This is a genomic window from Kocuria cellulosilytica (genome assembly GCF_040981245.1).
In the GTDB taxonomy this organism is placed as follows: domain Bacteria; phylum Actinomycetota; class Actinomycetes; order Actinomycetales; family Micrococcaceae; genus Kocuria; species Kocuria cellulosilytica.
In genome coordinates, this window is the sequence record NZ_JAVFWZ010000013.1 from 18916 (window position 1) to 38989 (window position 20074).

At 67.0% G+C, this 20074-nt stretch carries 13 protein-coding genes and 5 pseudogenes; 9 read left to right on the forward strand and 9 right to left on the reverse strand.

Annotation, left to right across the window (positions count from 1 at the left end; genetic code table 11):
* Nucleotides 1–2: 2 nt before the first annotated feature.
* The gene (locus RCG67_RS15680) at nucleotides 3–1442 is read right to left on the reverse strand and encodes an ArnT family glycosyltransferase (RefSeq protein ID WP_368827606.1); all 1440 of its coding nucleotides are present in this window, start codon (nucleotides 1440–1442) and stop codon (nucleotides 3–5) included.
* Nucleotides 1443–1606: 164 nt separating this feature from the next.
* Nucleotides 1607–2890, reverse strand: a complete 1284-nt coding sequence (locus tag RCG67_RS15685; RefSeq protein ID WP_368827608.1) for a glycosyltransferase family 2 protein — start codon at nucleotides 2888–2890, stop codon at nucleotides 1607–1609.
* A 632-nt stretch (nucleotides 2891–3522) separates the two neighbouring features.
* On the opposite strand from RCG67_RS15685, the gene RCG67_RS15690 reads away from it, so the two are divergent.
* Nucleotides 3523–4365, forward strand: a complete 843-nt coding sequence (locus RCG67_RS15690; protein WP_368827610.1) for a transposase — start codon at nucleotides 3523–3525, stop codon at nucleotides 4363–4365.
* Between the two features lie 45 nt (nucleotides 4366–4410).
* On the opposite strand, the pseudogene RCG67_RS15695 reads toward RCG67_RS15690, so the two are convergent.
* Nucleotides 4411–5560, reverse strand: a pseudogene (locus RCG67_RS15695) (IS3 family transposase).
* 194 nt (nucleotides 5561–5754) lie between these two features.
* Between RCG67_RS15695 and RCG67_RS15700 the strand changes: the two are divergent.
* Nucleotides 5755–6651 (forward strand): annotated as a pseudogene (locus RCG67_RS15700) (IS30 family transposase); the annotation flags it as partial.
* A gap of 92 nt (nucleotides 6652–6743) precedes the next feature.
* Nucleotides 6744–8276, forward strand: coding sequence for an ISL3 family transposase (locus RCG67_RS15705; RefSeq protein WP_368827614.1), 1533 nt, complete (start codon nucleotides 6744–6746; stop codon nucleotides 8274–8276).
* Nucleotides 8277–8329: 53 nt separating this feature from the next.
* On the opposite strand, the pseudogene RCG67_RS17650 reads toward RCG67_RS15705, so the two are convergent.
* A pseudogene (locus RCG67_RS17650) lies at nucleotides 8330–9283 on the reverse strand (IS256 family transposase); the annotation flags it as partial.
* Nucleotides 9284–9430: 147 nt separating this feature from the next.
* Between RCG67_RS17650 and istB the strand changes: the two are divergent.
* Together istB and RCG67_RS15730 are read left to right on the forward strand one after the other, a co-directional pair.
* A pseudogene (gene istB, locus RCG67_RS15725) lies at nucleotides 9431–10050 on the forward strand (IS21-like element helper ATPase IstB).
* Between the two features lie 424 nt (nucleotides 10051–10474).
* The gene (locus RCG67_RS15730; protein WP_368827615.1) at nucleotides 10475–11638 is read left to right on the forward strand and encodes a glycoside hydrolase family 6 protein; all 1164 of its coding nucleotides are present in this window, start codon (nucleotides 10475–10477) and stop codon (nucleotides 11636–11638) included.
* A gap of 13 nt (nucleotides 11639–11651) precedes the next feature.
* Here RCG67_RS15730 and RCG67_RS15735 read toward each other — a convergent pair whose 3' ends face one another.
* From RCG67_RS15735 to RCG67_RS15750, 4 genes are all read right to left on the reverse strand, one after another.
* The gene (locus RCG67_RS15735) at nucleotides 11652–12404 is read right to left on the reverse strand and encodes a hypothetical protein (protein ID WP_368827616.1); all 753 of its coding nucleotides are present in this window, start codon (nucleotides 12402–12404) and stop codon (nucleotides 11652–11654) included.
* Nucleotides 12404–12982, reverse strand: a complete 579-nt coding sequence (gene pth, locus RCG67_RS15740; protein WP_368827617.1) for an aminoacyl-tRNA hydrolase — start codon at nucleotides 12980–12982, stop codon at nucleotides 12404–12406. The genes RCG67_RS15735 and pth overlap by 1 nt, the downstream gene beginning before the upstream one ends.
* Before the next feature lie 113 nt (nucleotides 12983–13095).
* The gene (locus RCG67_RS15745) at nucleotides 13096–13713 is read right to left on the reverse strand and encodes a 50S ribosomal protein L25/general stress protein Ctc (protein ID WP_368827619.1); all 618 of its coding nucleotides are present in this window, start codon (nucleotides 13711–13713) and stop codon (nucleotides 13096–13098) included.
* Between the two features lie 251 nt (nucleotides 13714–13964).
* Nucleotides 13965–14765 carry a WecB/TagA/CpsF family glycosyltransferase gene (locus tag RCG67_RS15750; protein ID WP_368827621.1) on the reverse strand — a complete coding sequence of 267 codons (801 nt, stop codon included), beginning with the start codon at nucleotides 14763–14765 and terminating at the stop codon, nucleotides 13965–13967.
* 353 nt (nucleotides 14766–15118) lie between these two features.
* Between RCG67_RS15750 and RCG67_RS15755 the strand changes: the two genes are divergently transcribed.
* The 3 genes and pseudogenes from RCG67_RS15755 to RCG67_RS15765 all read left to right on the forward strand — a co-directional run.
* The gene (locus tag RCG67_RS15755) at nucleotides 15119–16603 is read left to right on the forward strand and encodes a sugar transferase (RefSeq protein ID WP_368827623.1); all 1485 of its coding nucleotides are present in this window, start codon (nucleotides 15119–15121) and stop codon (nucleotides 16601–16603) included.
* 265 nt (nucleotides 16604–16868) lie between these two features.
* A complete protein-coding gene (locus tag RCG67_RS15760) occupies nucleotides 16869–17948 on the forward strand; it encodes a glycoside hydrolase family 53 protein (protein WP_368827626.1) in 1080 nt (359 codons plus the stop codon).
* Nucleotides 17949–18031: 83 nt separating this feature from the next.
* Nucleotides 18032–18253 (forward strand): annotated as a pseudogene (locus tag RCG67_RS15765) (sugar transferase); the annotation flags it as partial.
* 151 nt (nucleotides 18254–18404) lie between these two features.
* Here the strand turns inward: RCG67_RS15765 and RCG67_RS15770 are convergent.
* Entirely contained in the window at nucleotides 18405–19070 is a 666-nt protein-coding gene (locus RCG67_RS15770) for a calcium-binding protein (protein ID WP_368827674.1), read from the reverse strand.
* Between the two features lie 266 nt (nucleotides 19071–19336).
* Between RCG67_RS15770 and RCG67_RS15775 the strand changes: the two genes are divergently transcribed.
* Entirely contained in the window at nucleotides 19337–19798 is a 462-nt protein-coding gene (locus tag RCG67_RS15775) for a hypothetical protein (protein ID WP_368827628.1), read from the forward strand.
* Nucleotides 19799–20074 lie beyond the last annotated feature (276 nt).

Sequence of the window (20074 nt, forward strand, 5' to 3'; positions counted from 1 at the left end):
ATCTAATCGAGCTCAATGCGGTGCACGCTCCATGCGCCGACGGTCTTGACTTCCACGGAGTTCTCCAGAGCCTGGCTGACCATGGTGAGCCCGTGGCTTTCAATGGCCGCTCTCGTAAAGGGCCCTACAACGACCCACTCGATGTCGGCTGAGCCCCGCGGGTTCTCGATGAGGAACTCCACATCCAGATCCACCTTTTCGGTGGCCACCACCGTCCACGGATCGTTCCTGCCCGCAGAGCTGAGGTCTTTCCACATGACATAGGGCACCACGACGGTGTCCTCCCGTGGCACGTTGGTCTTGACCCACTGCAACGTCGTGGTCCAGTCGTTGTTGGCTTCCTGCGTCAGCAGAACCTTGTTCGGTCCAAACCACTGCGGACCCGTCATTACGAGGAGGCCCACGGCAAGATAGGTCGCTCCGAACTGCCGCGGCGAGGACCGAGCCTCGGGTCCGAAGTAGGCCATGGACTTCGCAAGCCACCCCCACGCGATGTTGAGGCCAGCACTCAGACTGAGCGCCAAGAAGGGCAGAATCGCGGCGATGTACATGGCCGGCAGATAGCCTCGCCCCGATACCACTGGCAGAGCCGCAAAGGCCAGGACCACCGTGATCCAGAGGGTATTGCGTTGCATCAGGCAGAACAATCCGGCCAGTAGACCGGCAACGATGATATGAGTGTCGAAATTTAGCCAACCACGCAGGTGTTCGGCTGCGTTGGAGTCGGCATCCCAGATCGAACCAGAACCTGAACGGTTCATGAGCTGGTACTCCAGCGCCTCCTGCAATGACACGTGGTCAGGGCCGGGGACCAATTCGCCCCGCAGTATTGCCGTCAAAGGGTAGAAACCGAGCACGATTCCGCCGACGGCAAGAAAACCTACGATGGAGAACTTTCGGTTGGCCCAGGACGGCCTGTTCAGCAGTGCAATCATCAGAGCCGGGCCGAAAAGGGCGAGTGTTTCCTTGGAGAGCACGGCCAAGGCGAAGAAAAGACCGGCACCGATGTGGTGCCACAAGGCAGTGCGTGGCGATATCGCCATCCAAAAGGCCAGGAGCAACCAGGTCGCCCCGATGTTGTCCAGATACACGCTGCGTCCGAACACCAGTGAAAGCGGGGAGAAGATGAACACCGCGACGCCCAGTGCTGCGAACGCGCGGTGGATGTCCAGGCGTCGAGCGATGAGGTAGATCAGCAGGGCGGTGGCCACGAAGAACGGTGCGATGGCATATCGCGTGGTCCCTATGAAGGAGCCGTCGCCAAGGCCCAGCATGTCCGGAAGCCATGCCAGGCCTCCGAGCTGGATCCAGCCCAGGGGTGGGTGGTCGTACCAGTAGGTGTAGGGCGCCAGCTCGCCCTCCAGCACGCTGAACGCTTGGGCGGTGTAGGTTCCCTCGTCATCCATGTAGTCGGCTGCTCCACTGAGGTTCCACACGCTCATCACACCAGCGGCAGACCCCAATGCGACCAGCACAAGCCGGTCATACCACCACGGGGATCTATCGCTCAGCAGTGCCTGCAACTTTATCCAGACGGCGCGGCCTCGTTGGGTGGGTGTCCGAAGCGGAGATGCGGAAGGAGTGCTAGTTGGCAACAGAGTCGTGTTCATGCCTGGGCCAGCTGTCCGGACTGCTGGACGTAGCTCAAGTGTGCGCCGGAGTGGGAAGTCTTTTCCCAGCGGAAGTCACCGGTCTGGAATTTGACCAGCGCGCGCACTGCCGCGAACGCCAGAACCAGCTGATAGAAGGGTGTGCTCACGATCAAGCGAAAGTAGTCATAGATGCTGACGTGGAAATTGTGGTCACGGCCGAACTCGTGGAGCATGCAGACGTCGAGCGCAATGGTTGCGACGGTGGGGATCAAAGGTAGGAAGGCGACGAGCGTGATAGCCAGCGGGAAGTCGCCCCACACCGCGGCGACGATGGCGATGGGAATGACGGCTCCGGCGAAGGCCATGAAGTGCTGCTGCATCAAGGTCCACCACGCCAGTGCTCGGCGACGACGGGTCGGCAGTTGCTTCCAGTCGCCCTTCGCCAGCACCTGCATGAAACCGAGCGACCAGCGCGTACGTTGTCTGACGAGGTTCTTGATGGAATCCGGTGTCTCTTCTCGCGTGACCAGGTGGGGCGAATAGGCTACGACTATTTCGCGGCCGAGGGTGGACAGTCGCACCCCCAGATCGCAGTCCTCCGCCAGGCATCCGGCGTCCCAGCCGTCGACCTCAAGGAGCAGATCGCGTTTGATGAAGACGGTGTTGCCCCCGAGAGGGATGAAACCCCTGTCGGCATGCGCGTGCAAGCGGGATCGGAACCATGTGAAGTACTCCATGCAATTGCGCAACGAGTACCAGGTGTCCTTGTAGTTGATCAGCTGGACCGCTCCCTGGACGACATCCGCGTTGCGACCCACGAAGCAGCTGTCGATGTTGCGCAGCAGGTCCGGCGCCGCGATGGACTCGGCATCGAAGACGCCCACGATGTCGTTGCGGCACATGGCGAGGGCGGTATTGAGCTGCCGTGGTTTGTTCTTGACGGTGCTCTCGTCCACGCTGACGCGCACGCGGTCAGGTTGCTCCGCGGCGAGTCGCTGAGCGATGGTCACGGTGTCCGGGTCGTCGTGGCCTACGGAGATGATGACTTCGAGCTGTCCGTGGCTCTGGCTGAGCAAGGCGGCGAGGGTCGCTCGCATGACTGGTTCCTCCTCGTGCCTGCACGGCATGATTAACGAGAAGGAAAACCGTTCCTGCTGCAACAGACCGCCGTAGAAAGTGCGTTCTTGAGTCTTCGGATCCCACCAGGCGTACGTGTTCAAGTACAGCGTGGACGAGGCAACAGCGAACAGTGCCAAGGCGATAAAAACGACCAGGCCAGAAATCAGGACGGCAAACATTCGCTCCCCCTTGTAGACGAGCTGGGCAGTAGGAATGCCAGCATCGTCTGCTGTGACGTACATGGTGGCCGGAATGGCCCGTTGCCGTGGCGACATGTGCAGACAGAGCAGGAAGGATCTGAGAACCGTCGCTGTCCCGTCCCCCGACGGTTCAGTTGCTCTGTCTGGATCGGGCGACCCAGTCAGCACAGAGTGTCAGGACCACCCGAAGTTCCGCTACTTGGTCCCTGGAGGTAATAAAGAAGCCTCCTTATGCAAATCCATAAGTTTGCTCTTACGAGCATGTGGCCTCGATGGTGTGCTCCTGTTTTGCGTCTTCAATGCAGACGAGAGTTGTAGCCGCTTGAGGGGACACGAGTGACGGGCTTTCACTGCAAGGGCCTACACATTCAAGTTTGACGCGGGTGTACCGTGACGCAGTGTTGCGACGCTACTGGGCTGAGAACGCGACCTGACGGAGCTTGTGGCGCAGGTCACGGGCAGGCGATGGCGCCGTAGGCGATCGGAACAACTACCGATGACCGGGCTGATCTCGCGAGGAGTCGATGAATCGACATGTTGGGCTCGGCGCAGTCGGGGTGGAGCGGACGACGGCGCGTCGTGGGCCGGGTAGAGGTCGAGGCCCAGCGCTGATGGGGATTCCTGCATCCATCCATCCGGAGAACCTCGGCGTGCCCGATGCTGCCTTCGCCTGCCCTGACCTGACCACGTTGGTCCGCCTGGACGAGCTCGATCTCGACGTCGTAGGGCAGCGCCTCGAGTCTGATCGTTCGGTCCTGGCCCTCCGGGTGGTGGAGGCGGAACAGTGGTGCCGCCGCTGCGGGTGCCAGGGACTCCCGAGAGACACGGTGGTGCGGCGGCTGGCGCACGAACCCGTGGGAAGGCGTCCCACGACACTGCTGATCACGTTCCGCCGTCCCCGGTACACCAGCTGCGGGCATGTGTGGCGCCCGGACGCGTCCAAGGCGGCCGAGCCCCGGACGAAGCTTCTGCGCCGCAGTCTGCGGTGGGCGTTGGAGGGCATCGTGTGCCAGCACCTCACCGTCGCGCGGGTCGCCGGTGGTCTGGGGGTGTCGTGCAACACAGCCAATGATGCGGTCCTGGCCGAGGGCAAGTGCGTGCTCATCGACGTCATTCCGATCTGTGAAGGCACGGGGCCGGCCCGGCTGCTGGACATGGTCGAGGGCCGCTCCGAGCAGGCCTGCAGACAAGGGCTCACCGAACGCGCCGACCCCTGGCGTCAGGCGGTCGAGGTCGTCGCGATGTACGGCTTCACTTCGCTGCAAGACCGTCACAGCCGAGGAACTGCCCGGTGCCGTGGCGGTCATGGACCCTTCCACATCGTGCGCCTGGCCTGCGATGCCCTGGATGCGTGCCGCGAGTGTCCAGCCGGACAGTCGCGGGCACGGCGGACGCATGGGCGACCCACTCCACACCTGATATGTAGGGGATTATCAACGTCGGCTGAAATCTGACCCGGGACTGCCCCGACTTCCGTTGACTCTCGGGGTTGATAGCTTTCAGGCTGCTTTGAGGCCGTGATTGATGGTCTCAAACTCGACTGGGGTGGGGCGACCCAGACGGCGTTGCCGGCGCCGGCGGTGATAGGACTTCTCGATCCAGGTCACGATAGCCAGCCGCAGCTCCTCCCGGCTGGACCAGCGCTGCCGATCCAGGACGTTCTTCTGCAGCAGGGCGAAAAAGGACTCCATGGCGGCGTTGTCCGCGCACGCCCCGACCCTGCCCATCGACCCCACGAGGTCGTGGTGGGCGAGTTCGTGCACGAACTTCCGCGCTCGAAATTGGCTACCGCGGTCGCTGTGGACCACGCAACCGGCCACCGTGCCGCGGCGGGCCACCGCATTGCGCAGGGCCGTGACCGCCAGGGACGCCTTCATCCTCGAGTCGATGGAGTAGCCGACGATCCGGTTGGAGTAGACGTCCTTGATCGCGCAGAGGTAGAGCTTGCCCTCATCGGTGCGGTGCTCCGTCAGATCCGTGAGCCACAGCTGGTTCGGGGCGGTTGCGGTGAAGTCCCGCTCCACCAGGTCGTCGTGCACCGGTGGGCCAGACCGGCGATGCAGGCCCCGCTTCTTGGAGTGGACGTTGAAGAGCCGCTGGGCCGAGCACAGCCGCTGCACGCGGTTCTCCCCAGCATGGATGCCGTGCTCGGGCAGCTCATCGGCGATGAAGCGGTAGCCAAAGCCCGGGTCGTCGGCGTGGATGTCGACGGCGGCGTCGATCAAGTGCGCGTCGTCCCAGTCGCGATCGGTGACGGGGTTGGCCTTCCATTGGTAGAAGGCCTGTTTGGAGAAGCCCAGTATCCGGCAGGTCACCGCGACGGGAATCCCGTCGGCGGCCAGGTCGAGGACCAGCGGAAACCTCATTTTGGGGGCAGCTCGTTAGGCGTTGAACGCCGCGGCCCGGCGCAGGATCTCGTTCTCCTGCTCGAGCAGCCGGTTGCGCCGCTTCAGCGTCCGCAACTCCTCCGACTCGGCGGTGGTGACCCCGGGCCGGACGCCGTCGTCGACGTCGGCCTTGCGCAGCCAGTTGTGGAGGGTGGCTTCTTCAGATGCCGAAGTCGCGGGCGATCTGGGACAGCGGGGCCTCGTGCTTGCGGGCCACCGCCACCACGTCGCGACGGAACTCCTCGGGGTAGGGCTTGGGCACGGGTTCATCCTTACCGTGGGGACGGATCCTCACATGTCAGGAGTCAAGGAAACCCGGGGCAGACCCGCCCCTGTCGTCGGGCGGATTCAAGGTGGGTTCTAGCGGTCGTCGCAACATCCCTGTAGATGAAGGGGATGGAAATGGGCATCAGAGGACGCAAGAGGCGGCTGGTCCCGGAAGACGAGTACTAGGCGTTGATCCTGTCCGGGGTGGGCACGGTCGAGGCCTGCCGGATGGTCGGCATCGGGCGCAAGACCGGGTACCGGTGGCGGGCCGAGCTCGGCGGACTGGCTCCGGCCAGGAGCGCCGAGGCGCAGCAATCGGAACGGTATCTGTCGTTGCTGGAGCGAGAGCGGATCGAGGTGCTGCGCCGGCAGGGTCTGTCGATGAGGGCGATCGCCACCCGGCTGGGGCGGGCGCCTTCGACGGTCTCCCGGGAGCTGCGGCGCAACACCGCCGCGCACGACCGCGGGGGCTATGACCCGGTGTTGGCCCATGCTCGGGCGCGGACGGCCGCTCGACGGCACCGGCCCGGGGTGCTGACCCAAGATGAGCAATTGCGCCATGTGGTGCAGGGCAAGCTCGAGCTGGACTGGTCTCCGCAGCAGATCGCCGTGTGGCTACGGTCGGCGTACCTGGACCGCTCGGCGTGGCACGTGTGCCACGAGACGATCTATCAGGCGCTCTACCACGGCACCCGTCGCGGGCTGCACCGGCGGCTGACCGCCCGGTTACGCACCGGTCGGTCGATGCGTCGGCGCCGCCGGCGCCCGGACCAGCGGACCCCACGCTTCATCGCCCCCGGGTTGCTGATCGTTCAGCGTCCGGCCGTGGTCGAAGAACGCGTGCGGATCGGCGATTGGGAGGGCGACCTCATTGTGGGGGCGAAGGGACGCTCGGCGATCGGGACGCTGGTGGACCGCACCAGCCGCTACGTCCGCCTGGTGCACTTGCCGCACGGCCACGCCGCACAAGCGCTGACCGATGCCCTGGAGGCGCTGGTGGAGCACCTCCCGCAGCCGGCGCGGCGGACCTTGACCTGGGACCAGGGCTCGGAGATGGCCCGACACGACCTGGTGGCTGCCTGGTTCGGGTCTGTCTAGTTATCGGCTCTGTCGCACATTCGGTGGTGGTGCGGCTCCTCGACGGTTGGTTCATGCTTGCGGGCTTCTCATGATGGGGCATGGTTGATGCGAAAGCGCTGATCGAAATGGTGTTCTCGGGGCTGTCGGCGTTGGTGATCGAGGAAATCGAGGACGCTGGCGAGGTGATCGTGGTTCGCGCGTCGACGCGCGGCGGGGCGGTGCAGTGCCCGGCGTGCGGGACGCCGACCCGCAGGGTCCACGCCTTTCATGAGCGGATGCCTGCAGACCTGCCGGTCGCTGGGCGGCGCGTACTACTGCGGGTGAGGGTACGCCGGATGCGGTGCCGGTCATCTGGCTGCGCGCGGCAAACCTTCCGGGAGCAGGTCCCGGGGTTGCTGGAACGCTACGAACGCCGCACTGTCCGGCTGAGAGAACTACTCCGAGCCGTCGTGCGCGAGCTCGCCGGCAGGGCATCGGCCCGGTTGCTGCCCGCCCTGGGGATCGCCGCCGGGCGGGACACCGCCCTGCGGACCCTGCTGGGCATCGCGCTGCCCGAACGCGCCGTGCCGGCGGTGCTGGGGATCGACGACTTCGCGCTGCGCCGCAGCCGGAACTACGCCACCGTGCTGATCAATGCCGACACCGGCCACAGGATCGACGTGCTGGCCGGGCGGGGCGCCGAGCCCCTCACCGAGTGGCTTCGCACTCATCCAGGAGTACAAACCGTGTGCCGGGACGGCTCGGCCGCGTACGCCCGGGCCGTCCGGGACACGCTGCCGACAGCGATCCAGGTTACCGACCGGTGGCACCTGTGGCACGGTCTGGCCGAAGCCGCCACCAAGGAGGTCGCCGCCCACTCCACCTGCTGGGTGGGAGCAACTGGTCTGCAGGACGGCCCCCGAGCCCACACGACTGCCCAACGCTGGCGGCAGGTGCACGAGTTGCTCGACCAGGACGTCGGACTGCTGGACTGCGGCCGGCGGTTGAACCTGAGCCTGAACACGGTCAAGCGCTACGCCCGGGCCAGCGAGCCCGATCGCCTTCGGCGTGTCCCGCAGTACCGGCCCACGCTCGTGGATCCCTATCGCGATCATCTACGGCAGCGGCGAGCCGAAGAACCCGGAATCCCGGTCACGCAGCTACTGGATGAGATTCGCGAGCTCGGCTATCCCGGCAGTGCGAACCTGCTGCATCGCTACCTGAACCAGGGCCGGGCCGATGAGGACCAGGCGCACCTGTCGCCTCGCCGTGCGGCCCGACTCCTGCTGACCCGGCCGGATTACCTGACCGATCGGCAGAGCGAGCGTTGTGACCGGCTCGCCGCCTCATGCCCGCAGATGACCGCTCTGCGCTGCCTGATCCGGGATTTCGCCGGCCTCTTGAAGCCCGAACAGACCAACCCGGCCAGACTCCAGACCTGGATCCGCGCCGCCCAGTCTGCCGACCTGGCGCACGTGCACTCCTTCGCCCGTGGACTCGAACAGGACCATGACGCCGTCATCGCCGCGCTCACCACACCCCACCACAACGGCAGAACCGAGGGCGTGAACACGCGCACGAAAATGCTCAAACGACAGATGTACGGCCGAGCCGGCTTCACCCTGCTCCGCCACCGCATCCTCCTCGGCTGACGGACGCCCACCCAATCACCGAAAGTGCGACAGAGCCGAAAAACGTACAGTCCCATCGCTGGATACCGCTGGCCCCACTGCGCCGCGAACTCGGCGAACCGGTCCTTCGCCGCAGCCTCGGACGGGGCCGTGTAGACCGGCTTGAGCGCCTTGAGGATCCCGTCGCGGTGCTGTCGACCGGCGTAATGGAAGAAGTTGCGGATCAGGTGCACGATGCACTGCTGAACGACCGCGCGGTCTCAGGTCGTCGTGACCGTCCCCGGCAGGCCTTTGAGCCCGTCGCAGACGGCGATAAACACGTCCTCGACGCCCCGGTTCTTGAGTTCCGAGAAGACCTGCAGCCAGAACCGGGCGCCCTCAGCCCCGTCACCGGCCCAGATTCCGAGGATGTCGCGTTCCCCGTGCACGGTGACGCCCATGACGACGTAGAACTTCGGTGTTGCGCACCTGCCCGTCGGGGACCTTGACCACGACCGCGTCGACGAAGAGCATGGGGTAGATCGGGTCCAGGGGGCGGGAGGAGCACTCGGCTAGCTCGCCGGCGACCTTCTGAAGTGATCCGGCTGATGGTGTCCTTGGCGACCTTCGCGCCGTAGACCTCCTCGAAGTGCGCCGCGATCTCACCGGTGGTCAGCCCGCGGGCCGACAGCGAGAGCACGATCTGGTCGATGCCGTCCAGGCGCCGCTTGCGCTTGGGCACGATCACCGACTCGAAGGAGCCGTCCCGGTCCGAAGGGCACCTCGATCTCGACCGGACCGATCTCGGTCAGCACGGTCTTTACCCGGGTCCCGTTGCGCATATTGGCCGCGATCGGGGTCTGCCCGTGGTCGTGCCCGAGGTGCTCGGTCAGTTCGGCTTCCAGGGCGGTCTCGAGGACGTTCTTCGTGAGCTGGTTCAGCAGCCCTCCGGGCCCGACCAAGCTCACACCTTGCTCCTTGGCCTGGGCGAGCAGCCGTTCGGCGAGTTCCTTCGGATCAATGATCTCTCCCGTCACAGGATCGATCATCTCCTCTGTCCTGTCAGTCGTGAAGTCGGTCACGGCCGTCTCTTTTCGGATCAGGCCGGACCCTCACACACCGTTCTTCTTATCTTCTTACAGTCCCCCCTGGAGAGACTGCTGGGCTTGGAAGTCGAGGCCACCGAGGCCCGGCGGTTGGCCGGGCGGCTGCGGTTCGCTTCGCTGCCCTCCCCGACGACCCTGGAGGGCTTCGACCTCGAGGCCGCCCCGGGACTGGATCCGGGGCTGGTGCACGAGCTGGCGTCCTGCCGGTACCTCGAGACCGCGACCAACGTGCTGCTGATCGGCCCGCCCGGCGTCGGGAAGACCCACTGGCCGTCGGGTTGGCGCGCAAGGCCGCCGAGGCCGGCTACCGCATCTACTTCACCACTGCCGCCGACCTGGCCGCGCGTTGCCACAAGGCCGCGATCGAGGGCCGCTGGGCCACCACCATGCGCTTCTACGCCAGGTTCACCCTGCTGGTCATCGACGAGCTCGGCTACCTTCCGTTGCCCGCCGAGGCCGCCTCGGCCTTGTTCCAGGTCGTCTCCCAGCGTTACCTGAAGACCTCGATCATCCTCACCACCAACCGCGGGGTCGGCTCCTGGGGCGAGGTCCTGGGCGACACCACCGTCGCCGCGGCCCTGCTCGACCGGCTCCTGCACCGCTCCGTGGTCCCCAACCTCGACGGCGACTCCTACCGGCTGCGCGCCCACCACGCCCGCGCCGACACGCTACGCCGCACCACCACCGGCACCCCACGACCGCTACAGTGACCACCACCACCGGGTGGGGACAATCAGCGAGCAACCCTGGGGACTTTCACAGAGCGCCATCAGCATCTCCGGACGGCATCGGCGTGTGAAGCACACACTCGTCTTCGAGATCGGACATGGCGTCCATCATGCGGCGGCGGCTTCGCCGGGCCACACCCGAAACCTGCGAATTTTTACCCGTCGTACTGGCCTCATGTCCAGACCTTTGTCCATTGCTCACCGGCAGTGCGCAAATCCACACTGTGACGAGGACCTTTGATCGGTTGCCGGCCACGGTCTGCTCGAAGCGGCCCCACGCCCAGTCACTGCTTAGAGGTAGCTCATGTTCGGACGACCGTCCATCACCCGTTCGAGGCCACGGACCACCGTTGCCACAGCTCTCATGGTTGTGGTCTGTCTCGCTGTCCTCCCAGCGGAGGCAGGCATGCTGGACGGCATGGGTTTCACCGATGACCAGCCGAGTCATGCTCAGGAGGCGCTGAAGCAGGCGACCGAGCTGGAGGCCTCCGGCGACCATGAGTCCGCAGCGGCCCTACAGGCACTGGCTTCGACCCCGCAATCAGAGTGGTTGACCTCCGGGACCCCAGAGGAAGTTCGGCAACAGGTACACCGGGTGACCGAGCGTGCGAAGAACACGAGCCTGCCGCCGGTGCTCGTGGCGTACCATCTGCCGTTCCGGGACTGCTCGCAGTTCTCTTCGGGAGGCTCCTCAAGCGTGGCGGAGTACAAATTGTGGATTGACGGGATCGCCGAGGGGGTCCAGGACCGGGATGCTGTAGTGATCCTGGAGCCGGACAGCCTGGGCCTCATCCCGTGGTACACCACCGCCAACGGCGACTTGGACTCATGTCGACCCCCGGGGGCCAACCGCGCCACGGCAGCCGAGGAACGGTTCGAGATGCTTCGCTACGCCGTTGACACTCTCAAGGCTCTGCCCCGCACCCGGGTATACCTCGACGGCACGCACAGCAGCTGGCTCGCCGTCGGAGATGCCGCGGAAAGGCTCGTGAAGGCCGGTGTGCAACAAGCCGACGGCTTCGCGCTCAATGTCTCCAATTACGAACTCACCGAAAGTCAACTCAAGTACGGCACTTGGGTGTCAAAGTGCATCTACTACGGCACCACTACCTACCCGGGCAACTTCACCGGTTGCGGAAGTCAGTACTACCCAGCCACCGCAGGGGACATCTCCACTTGGGAGCGAACAGACGCCTGGTATGCCGAGCATGTCGACGACGCCAGCAACAGCCCGTCAAGGCCCGGAGCCCTCGCGCACTTCGTTATCGACACCAGCCGCAACGGCCGGGGGGCCTGGACACCAGAGCAGAGCTATCCGGATCCACAGGAATGGTGCAACCCTCCCGGGCGTGGTCTGGGCCGGACTCCTACAGCGGACACGGGCAACGAACTTGCCGACGCGTTCCTGTGGATCAAGATACCCGGCGAGTCCGACGGCGAGTGCCATCGAGGCCTGGGAGCAGGGGCTACGGATCCCGCTTGGGGTATCGGCCATCCACCGGCGGGCGCTTGGTTCCCCGAACAGGCTCTCGACCTCATCAGGAACGCGAACCCTGCCTTTCCAGACTGAGCGCGCCAAATGGTTATGGCCGCAGATTCCGACGCCAGATCGCGGCATCCGGATTGTGGAGCCATGGATGGGACGTGGCGATCCGGAGGGCCTGGACGAGCAGCATCGTCATGGTCAACAGCTTCACCGTGATCCGGAGCAGCGCCGCGACCTCGCCCCAGGGTCCGTCGAACAGCCCGGGGTCGAGGGTCCGGACCAGGACATAGCCGACGGCCACGAGCACGAACGGCACCACGGTGGCCAGCAGCGCCCAGGACTCGGCGCGGGCCGCAGGTGCGCTCGCACGGTGCAGCCGGATCAGCCCGCCCACCAGGAGGAGTCCGGACAGCGCCCAGAAGACCAGGCCGCCGAGCTCCTGGGCGGCGGTCGCTCCCAGGGAGGGCACCAGCCGGCCCAGGGCGAGGCGCGCACCCACCCGCTCGTGGAGGCGGCCGAGGTCGTCGGCGATTAGGAGCAGGAGGACGCCGCCCCACGCCGCCAGCACGCGATGCGCCGGCTCGTGCACGCCCGCACGCAGGAGGAGCACCGCGGCGGCTCCCAGCTGCAGGAGCCCGAAGAACTCCATGAGCGAGCCGTCGATCCCGCCGTTCCAGAGTGCGCCCGAGCGGAAGACGGGGAACCGGCTGCCGTCCGGGTTCAGCGCGGCAGCGCTGCGGTGCAGCACGTGGGCGATGAGGAGCAGGGCGTTGACCACCATGACCGCGCCCGCGATCCGCACGGGCCAGGGCGAGGCGACCTCCCGCGCCCACAGTGCCCGGACGAGCATCACCGGGAGTGGAACCGCTGCTGCGCCTCGAGCAGGCCGTTCTCGACGAGCTGCTCGACCGCGTCGGCGGCGTCGTCGAGCAGGAAGGGCAGCTCCTTGCCCTCGGTGGAAGAGAACGGCTTGAGCACGTAGGAGGCGGCGTCCATGCGACCCAGCGGCCGGCCCACGCCCACGCGCACCCGGTAGTAGTCCTTGGTGGACAGGGCCTTGGACATGTCCCGCAGGCCGTTGTGCCCGCCCTCTCCCCCGCCGATCTTGAGCTTCAGGGCCGCGAAGGGGATGTCGATCTCGTCGTGCACGGCGACGACCCGTTCGGCGGGGATGCCGTAGAACTTGGCGAGCCCGGCCACGGGACCGCCGGAAAGATTCATGTAGGTCATGGGCTTGGCCAGCACCACCCGCGGGCCGCCCGGGCGCAGCCGGGACTCGAGGACCTGGGCGCGGGCCTTGTGCACCTTGAAGCTCCCGCCGAGGCGGGAGGCGAGCTCGTCGAGGACCATCTGTCCCACGTTGTGCCGGGTCCGGGCGTACTCGGGGCCGGGGTTGCCCAGCCCCACGACCAGCCATGCGTCGGACATCGGTGCCTCCATCGACGGTGAGAAGAGTGCGGTCATGCGAAGCGCGGTCATGCGAAGTGCGGGACGGCCCGGAAGCCGCCCCGCACTCCGGAGGATCAGTCGAGCGGTGAGGCTCAGGCCTCGTTCTCGGGGACGACGTCGCCCTCGGGGGTCTCGTTCTCGCCACCGGCGGAGTCCTCGCCGAGGTCCTGGGCCTGGGGCTCGGAGACGTTGATGACCAGCAGCTCCGGGTCGGAGACCATGGTCACGCCCTCGGGCAGGCGCACGTCGGCGGCGTAGACGTGGTCGCCCACGCCGTGGCCGTCGAGGTTGATGACGACGTCCTCGGGCACGTTCAGGGCGTCGGCCTCGACCGTGAGGGTGTTCTCCTCGACGTTGTGCACGGCGTTGGGCTCGACCTCGCCGATGACGTGGACGGGGATCTCGACCTCGACCTTCTCGCCGCGGCGCACGGCCAGCAGGTCGACGTGCAGGATCTCGGGGCGCGTGGCGTGGCGCTGGATGTCCTTGACCATGACCAGCTCGGTGCCGCCGTCGAGCTGGAGCTCGAGCACGGCGTTGGAGTGGCGCACGGCCAGCATGGTCTCGTGACCGGGGATGATCACGTGCTTGGGCTCGGCGCCGTGGCCGTAGACCACCGCGGGGATCTGGTCGTTGTTGCGGATGCGGCGGGCGTAGCCCTTGCCGAAGTCGGTGCGCGTGGTGGCGGGGATGCGGATGGTGTCAACCATGGGAACTCCTCGGTAGCGGGTCTGTCGTCGGAATGGCCAGGCGATACCGGCCGCAGACCCTCCCCCGCGTTCTGGACGCTGGGCGGGACACCCGGAGGGGCGCCGCGCCGGTGGGGCGGGAACGTTCAACCAGCCGTCGTCGATCACGGGACCGCAGGGGTCCCCTCGCCTTGGCAACCGCACAAGGCTAGCACGGCGAACGGAACCCGGCAGGCCCGGACGGATCCCCCGCACCTCCGGAGGATCTCGGTTCAGGCTCCCACAGGACCGCCCGCATCGCGCCGGAGGCCTTTGGTCGCCAGCAGGTAGGCGAGGATCCAGGGCTCGACGACGTACCGGTGCCCCAGCCGCCGCGGCTGCGTGACCAAGCGGTAAGCCCACTCCAGCCCGATCGGCCCGAGCCACCGCGGCGGGGGCTTCTGGATGCCCGCGTACTCGTCGATCCCGCCGCCGACGGCCGCGTAGATCGCCGTGGGCAGCCCCTCCCAGCGCCGGCTGAGGAACTCCTCCTGCAGCGGCATGCCCAGACCCACGATGACGAAGTCCGGGCGGAACTCCTGGAGCTCCCGGACGATGTGGTCCTCGAGCACGGGGTTCCAGCCCTCCCCCGGCCAGCCCTCGACCTGACCGCCGGCTGCGTCCCGCCGGAGCATGTCCACCGTGCGGGCGTTGCCCGCGGCGGTCGCGCCGACGACGGCGACGCGCCGCACCGGGGTGCGTCCCATCAGGCCGGGCAGCCAGTCCAGGGTGCCGAGGCGGTGCCGCTTGGCGCTGAGGTCGCGCCCGGACCGCCACTTGGCCAGCTTCAGGACTGGGAACCCATCGGTCAGCACTACGTCGGCCTTCTCGTAGAAGGCGCGGAACGTGGCGTTGACCTCCCAGGTGTAGAGACTGTGCAGGTTGTGGGCGAGGACGGCGGCCTTGCGCCGCTCCTGCCACGTGGCCGAGATCCAGCGGTGCAGCTCCTCGGCGTCCATGGGCGTCACCCGGACACCGCTGACCGGGATCTCGATCGGACCCGTGCCCTGGGCACGGCTCTGGTGCTTCAACATGCGAACTCCCCCTGTGCTGCGCCTCGGCGGCGCCTCGCTCCCCCGCCGGCACCCGGTGACCGGGCCGGCGGCTTCGGCAGGGAGCACCGTCCATGGTGCGGCGGGATCCCCCCGGATCTCCGCCGGCACACCGACACCCCCTGGAGCGCAGGTCCCGTGCCCACCAGCCCTGGTGTCCGGGATCATGCGCCTGCATTTACGCTAGCAAAGCAGGAGCGACATCACGCCAGCAGGACTGTCCCCAGTTAAGGGCCTGTTTGCATAGATGTGCACTTGTAAAGTCATCGATGGGGGCCGGAACCACGCCGGGGGGCGTAGGAGGAGTGTTCCGGCCCCCATCACACTCGGGGGGAGTGACCAACGTGCTCAAGAAGAACATGTCCGTGCGGCCTGCCGCCTGGCGGGACACCCACATCAGCAGCCTGCGGCGAATGGATGCGGCCGCCCTGGCCGCCACACTGGTCCTGACGCAGTTGCTGCGCTTCGGCTTCGAGCAGGAGGCGCTGAGGCTGGGCCAGCTGACCATGCCGTACTGGCTGGTGGGCGCCCTGCTGGGTGCGGCCTGGTGGGGCTGGCTGGAGCTGCGGGGCGCCCGCGACGTGCGCCTGATCGGCTACGGCGTGGAGGAGAACCGGCAGGTGGTCTCGGCCACGCTGGTGCTCTTCGGCGCCCTGGCGATCCTGTCCTACGTGCTGAACGTGCCGATGGCCCGCAGCTACGTGGTGATCGCCCTGCCGCTGGGCACGCTCCTGCTGCTGGCCGGGCGCGGCCTGGTGCGGCGGGGGCTGACCCGCCGCCGGCTGACCGGCGAGGCGATGTCCCGGACCCTGGTGGTCGGGCGCGTGCCGGGGGTCGTGGAGATGCTCAAGTCGCTGCAGCAGCACCCTGCGGCGGGCTTCGACCCGGTGGCGGTCTACGCCCCGTCGTCGTCGCGCGTCCTGCCGCACCACCTGGCCCGGGTGCCGATGCCCGAGAACATGCTCCCGGCCGGGGAGGCGCCGTCCGTGGAGGGGATCGTGGCCGCGTGCCGCGCCCATCGGATCGAGACCCTGGTGATGGCCGCGTCCGCGCCGCTGAGCTCGGAGGAGCTCCGGCACCTGTCCTGGTACCTGGCCGACGAGCGCATCCGCCTGGTCCTCGACACCGGGCTCACCGACATCGCGGGCCCGCGCATCCACACCCAGCAGCTGGCCGGTCTGCCGCTGATCCACGTCTCCACACCGCGGATGAGCCGGTCACGACTGCTGCTCAAGCGCCTGGTCGACCTCGCCGGCGCCGTCACGGCGCTGTTGGTCCTCTCCCCTGTGATGCTCGTGCTCGCCGCCATCGTCAAGGCCCACGACGGCGGACCCGTGCTCTTCGCCCAGGAGCGGACCGGCCTGGACGGCTCCAGCTTCAAGATGCTGAAGTTCCGCTCGATGTACACCGACGCCGAGGAGCGCAAGGCCGAGCTGATGGCCGCCAACGACGCCAAGGGCGGGGTGCTGTTCTTCATGGCCGACGACCCGCGGGTCACCACCCCGGGGAAGTGGATGCGCAAGTACAGCCTCGACGAGCTCCCGCAGTTCCTCAACGTCCTGCGGGGCGAGATGTCCTTGGTGGGCCCGCGCCCGCCGCTGCCCTCCGAGGTCGCCCAGTACGAGGAGCACGTCCACCGCCGGCTGCGGGTCAAGCCCGGCATCACCGGACTGTGGCAGGTCTCGGGCCGCGACGACCTGGACTGGGAGCAGGCCGTGCGCCTGGACCTCTACTACGTGGAGAACTGGTCCCCAGTGCAGGACTTCGTAATCCTGCTGCGCACCGTCAAGGCCGTGGTCGCCAAGGAAGGCGCGCACTAGTCGATCTGGTCGTCGAGGCGATTCTGCAACGGCAATCCCGAGTGGGTCAGATGGCGGGACCGCCCACGCGATGTCGACCTTCTTCCAGACCTTGGCTGCACAGTGCGTGGCTTCGCCACGCACTGACCTGACGCTTCTACAGTCCAATGCAAAGACATGAAAGTGTCTGCATCTGAGACGAGAACGTCAGGACGTAGCGTTGAGACGAGCAACTGTGTACCGCCTCCGTTCCATCGTCGCCGCAACCATGGTAGCGATCACGGGTATGACCACCACCGCCTCGGCGTCACGCGACTTTTCCGAATCCTCGATCGAAATCCGGGGCGCTGACATTTCCTTCACCCTTCAGGAAGAGGCTATCGGCCGGTCTGTCAGCATGGACGGGAAGACCCAGCCCATCGAGCAGATCTTGTCGCAGCACGGCGCCAGCCATGTCCGGCTACGTGTATGGGTGGACCCTGCCGCCGGCACCAGCGATCTGGAGTCCGCGCTCGTCCTGGCGGCGCGTGCCCACAAAGCCGGCATGAAGCTACTGCTGGACCTGCACTACTCGGACACCTGGGCGGACCGGACGTACCAGCGGACACCACCTGCCTGGCGTGGTCAGGACGTGGGCGAGCTGGCTTCGTCGGTGGAGTCCTACACCGAGGACGTCATCGCGGCCTTCGCCGCGCAGGGAACCCCCGTCGACATCGTCCAGATCGGCAACGAGGTCACCCTCGGGATGTTGTGGCCGGTCGGGGAGATCTATCGGCAGGACGGTGAGCACTGGGCGGACTTCGCCCGGCTGGTGAAGGCCGGGGCCAGCGGTGCCGCCCAGGGCAACCCCTCCGCGCCGCCGGCCGTCATGATCCACACCGACACCGGCGGTGACGTGGGGATGTCCACCTACTTCTTCGATCGAATGCTCGCTCATCAGGTCGAGTTCGACTACATCGGCCTGACGTACTACCCGTTCTGGCAGGGCTCTTCGACTGACCTGGAACACAACCTCCACACTCTGGCCGATCGCTACGGCAAGGACATCATCATCGCGGAGACCGCCTACCCCTGGACTCTGTCCAACAGCGGTCCGAGCGTGGTCGAGACCGCCCAGGCTTTGCCGCATGCCTCCGAACATCCGCCGACACCCGCGGGACAGGCGGCGTTTTTCGAGTCCTTGCGCCGCATCCTGCGGGACGTTCCGCACGGACACGGAGCGGGGTTCTTCGTCTGGGAGCCGGGGTGGCTGCCCGGCGTGAACGCCACTGCCGAGGTCGGCACCACGCACGGAAATCTCACACTTTTTGACTGGGAGGGTCGAGGACTCCCGGCGCTTGCTGCTTTCCGTCGCGATTCGCCGTGACAACGACGGCGACAGGCGAGCGATGTCACTGGTCAACACAACACCGAGTGCATTCCCGCCCTGCGGATGGCCAGGATTCCTGGCTGCCCTCGGAGGTTGTCTGGCCCGGGGAGCACGTCCACCGCCGGCTGCGGGTCAAGCCCGGCATCACCGGGCTGTGGCAGGTCTCCGGCCGCGACGACCTCGACTGGGAGCAGGCCGTGCGCCTGGACCTCTACTACGTGGAGAACTGGTCCCCAGTGCAGGACTTCGTGATCCTGCTGCGCACCGTCAAGGCCGTGGTCGCCAAGGAGGGCGCGCACTGAGGACAGGTCACCGGCCTCGAGCCCGAGACCGGTCACGATCGCCACGGCCAGACCAGCACGCACCGGTCGGCACTTCGGCGGAAGCGCAGAGTTCATGTCGGCAGGGCATGCCCGAATCCCCGCGCACCGCGGCGCCGCGCAGCGATGCCGTCTATTCGATCGACCGGAGACGCTCCTGCACCGCTGCCGACCCCATCTCGCAGCGCACCCCGCCGCCTCCGGCATCCGGTGCACGGCAGAGGTCGGCGCCCGGACCGCCGTCGTTGCTGTTGCGGCCGCCCCGGCCATCGAGATAGTCGTCGTCGCGACCACCGGCCAAGCGGTCGTCCCCGGCATCCCCCAGGAGGATGTCCACGCCGCACCCGCCCTCCAGGAAGTTCCCGTCCGGTCCGCCCGACAGGACGTCGTGACCCGGCCCTCCGCGAAGCCACCCGAAGCCCTGGCCCCCGTAGAGCTCGTCGTTGCCTGCTTCGCCGTGGATGAAGTCGTTGCCACCCTGGCCCTCGAGGCGGTCACGGTCCGTTCCACCCCAGATGACGTCGGCCCCGTCGCCGGCGCAGACCACGTCGGTGCCGGCCCGGGCGTAGATGATGTCGTCACCGCCGTAGCTGATGATGACGTCGGCGTCGTCGGTGCCGATCAGCACGTCGTCGCCGGCGCTCCCGGCGATGGTGGCCTCCGCGCCGAAGCAGACCTCCTGGCCATGGGCCGGCACCACGCCCGTCAGGGTGGCACCGGCGGCCAGCAGGGCAGTGGCCGCCGCAGCAACCAGACTGTGGTGGACAGCAGCTTTCATGGCGACCGCCCGCAGGGTCATGATCACCGCGACGACGTGACGGCGGCATGACTACTCGTCCGTCATCACGTGGGACGCATGCCCCTCGTCACGCTGCGAGGGCGGCCGCTGGACAATGGTGCACACCGAACCACTTCCCGCATAGGAACAAGGCCCTGACAATAGACTTTTGTCCGGTCCGATGGGGACCATATGGGGACAGAAATCCGTCCCCACTAGGCACGTCACCCCGATACGCTCGGAGGACCCAAGGATCCGTACCCCTCGACGGACGAAAAGAGAATCCGATGCGCACCTCCCCCCTCGCCACCGCCATCCAGCGGCACCTCGACTCCTGCTCCCCCGCAGGCATCGCCCTCCTGGACCTCGACATCGTCGAGGACGTCGCCGAGCTCACCCTGGCCTTCACCCCCGAGGCCCTCGACCAGGTGCTGCGCAACCAGCTGCGCATCACCGGCGCACCGAGCGACTGGGACTGCCCGAAGGCGTCCATGGAGGCCGGCACCCCCACCTGGGCCTACGCCCTGGACCTGGCCTACCTCTTCAACGAGCACTACTTCGGCCACCTGCTCCTCGAGCGCCACGAGGCCGCCCTCGGCGAGATCCTGACTGCCCACGGCCACGAGGGCACGCCCGTGGTGTTCCGCCCGCCCTACACGCCGGGCTGCCTGGTGCTGAACCTCCGCCGGCTCAAGGCCGAGCACCTGCGCGCCGCCGGCCTCGCCGCGCCGCAGGCGCGCGCCGCCTGAGTCGCACACCCAACGATGCCACGGTCCCCCGAGTAGGGGACAAGAATGGGCACCATCAGCGTCGAGGCACGCCAATCCGCCCGACGACGTGATCCCCGTCACCACTAGGCACAACGCTGCTCCGCGAGTTCTCGGCATCGTCAAGTGCAAGTGCAAACACCTTTCGTCATAGTGCCAGATTCATCCATTTGCGCCCCTAAACTGGTGACAAGTGCAATGCAGCGCGCGGCCCACCGTCTCCTCCACGGGCTGAAGGAGACAACCCCAGGTGGCCGC

What these genes read in the sequence shown, in the direction of transcription:
- RCG67_RS15680 (WP_368827606.1), bottom strand. Translation starts at nt 1,442, where the DNA reads ATGAGCGTGTGGAACCTCAGTGGAGCAGCCGACTACATGGATGACGAG.
- RCG67_RS15685 (WP_368827608.1), bottom strand. Translation starts at nt 2,890, where the DNA reads ATGTTTGCCGTCCTGATTTCTGGCCTGGTCGTTTTTATCGCCTTGGCA.
- RCG67_RS15690 (WP_368827610.1), top strand. Translation starts at nt 3,523, where the DNA reads ATGGGGATTCCTGCATCCATCCATCCGGAGAACCTCGGCGTGCCCGAT.
- RCG67_RS15705 (WP_368827614.1), top strand. Translation starts at nt 6,744, where the DNA reads ATGGTTGATGCGAAAGCGCTGATCGAAATGGTGTTCTCGGGGCTGTCG.
- RCG67_RS15730 (WP_368827615.1), top strand. Translation starts at nt 10,475, where the DNA reads ATGCTGGACGGCATGGGTTTCACCGATGACCAGCCGAGTCATGCTCAG.
- RCG67_RS15735 (WP_368827616.1), bottom strand. Translation starts at nt 12,404, where the DNA reads ATGCTCGTCCGGGCACTGTGGGCGCGGGAGGTCGCCTCGCCCTGGCCC.
- pth (WP_368827617.1), bottom strand. Translation starts at nt 12,982, where the DNA reads ATGTCCGACGCATGGCTGGTCGTGGGGCTGGGCAACCCCGGCCCCGAG.
- RCG67_RS15745 (WP_368827619.1), bottom strand. Translation starts at nt 13,713, where the DNA reads ATGGTTGACACCATCCGCATCCCCGCCACCACGCGCACCGACTTCGGC.
- RCG67_RS15750 (WP_368827621.1), bottom strand. Translation starts at nt 14,765, where the DNA reads ATGTTGAAGCACCAGAGCCGTGCCCAGGGCACGGGTCCGATCGAGATC.
- RCG67_RS15760 (WP_368827626.1), top strand. Translation starts at nt 16,869, where the DNA reads ATGACCACCACCGCCTCGGCGTCACGCGACTTTTCCGAATCCTCGATC.
- RCG67_RS15770 (WP_368827674.1), bottom strand. Translation starts at nt 19,070, where the DNA reads ATGACCCTGCGGGCGGTCGCCATGAAAGCTGCTGTCCACCACAGTCTG.
- RCG67_RS15775 (WP_368827628.1), top strand. Translation starts at nt 19,337, where the DNA reads ATGCGCACCTCCCCCCTCGCCACCGCCATCCAGCGGCACCTCGACTCC.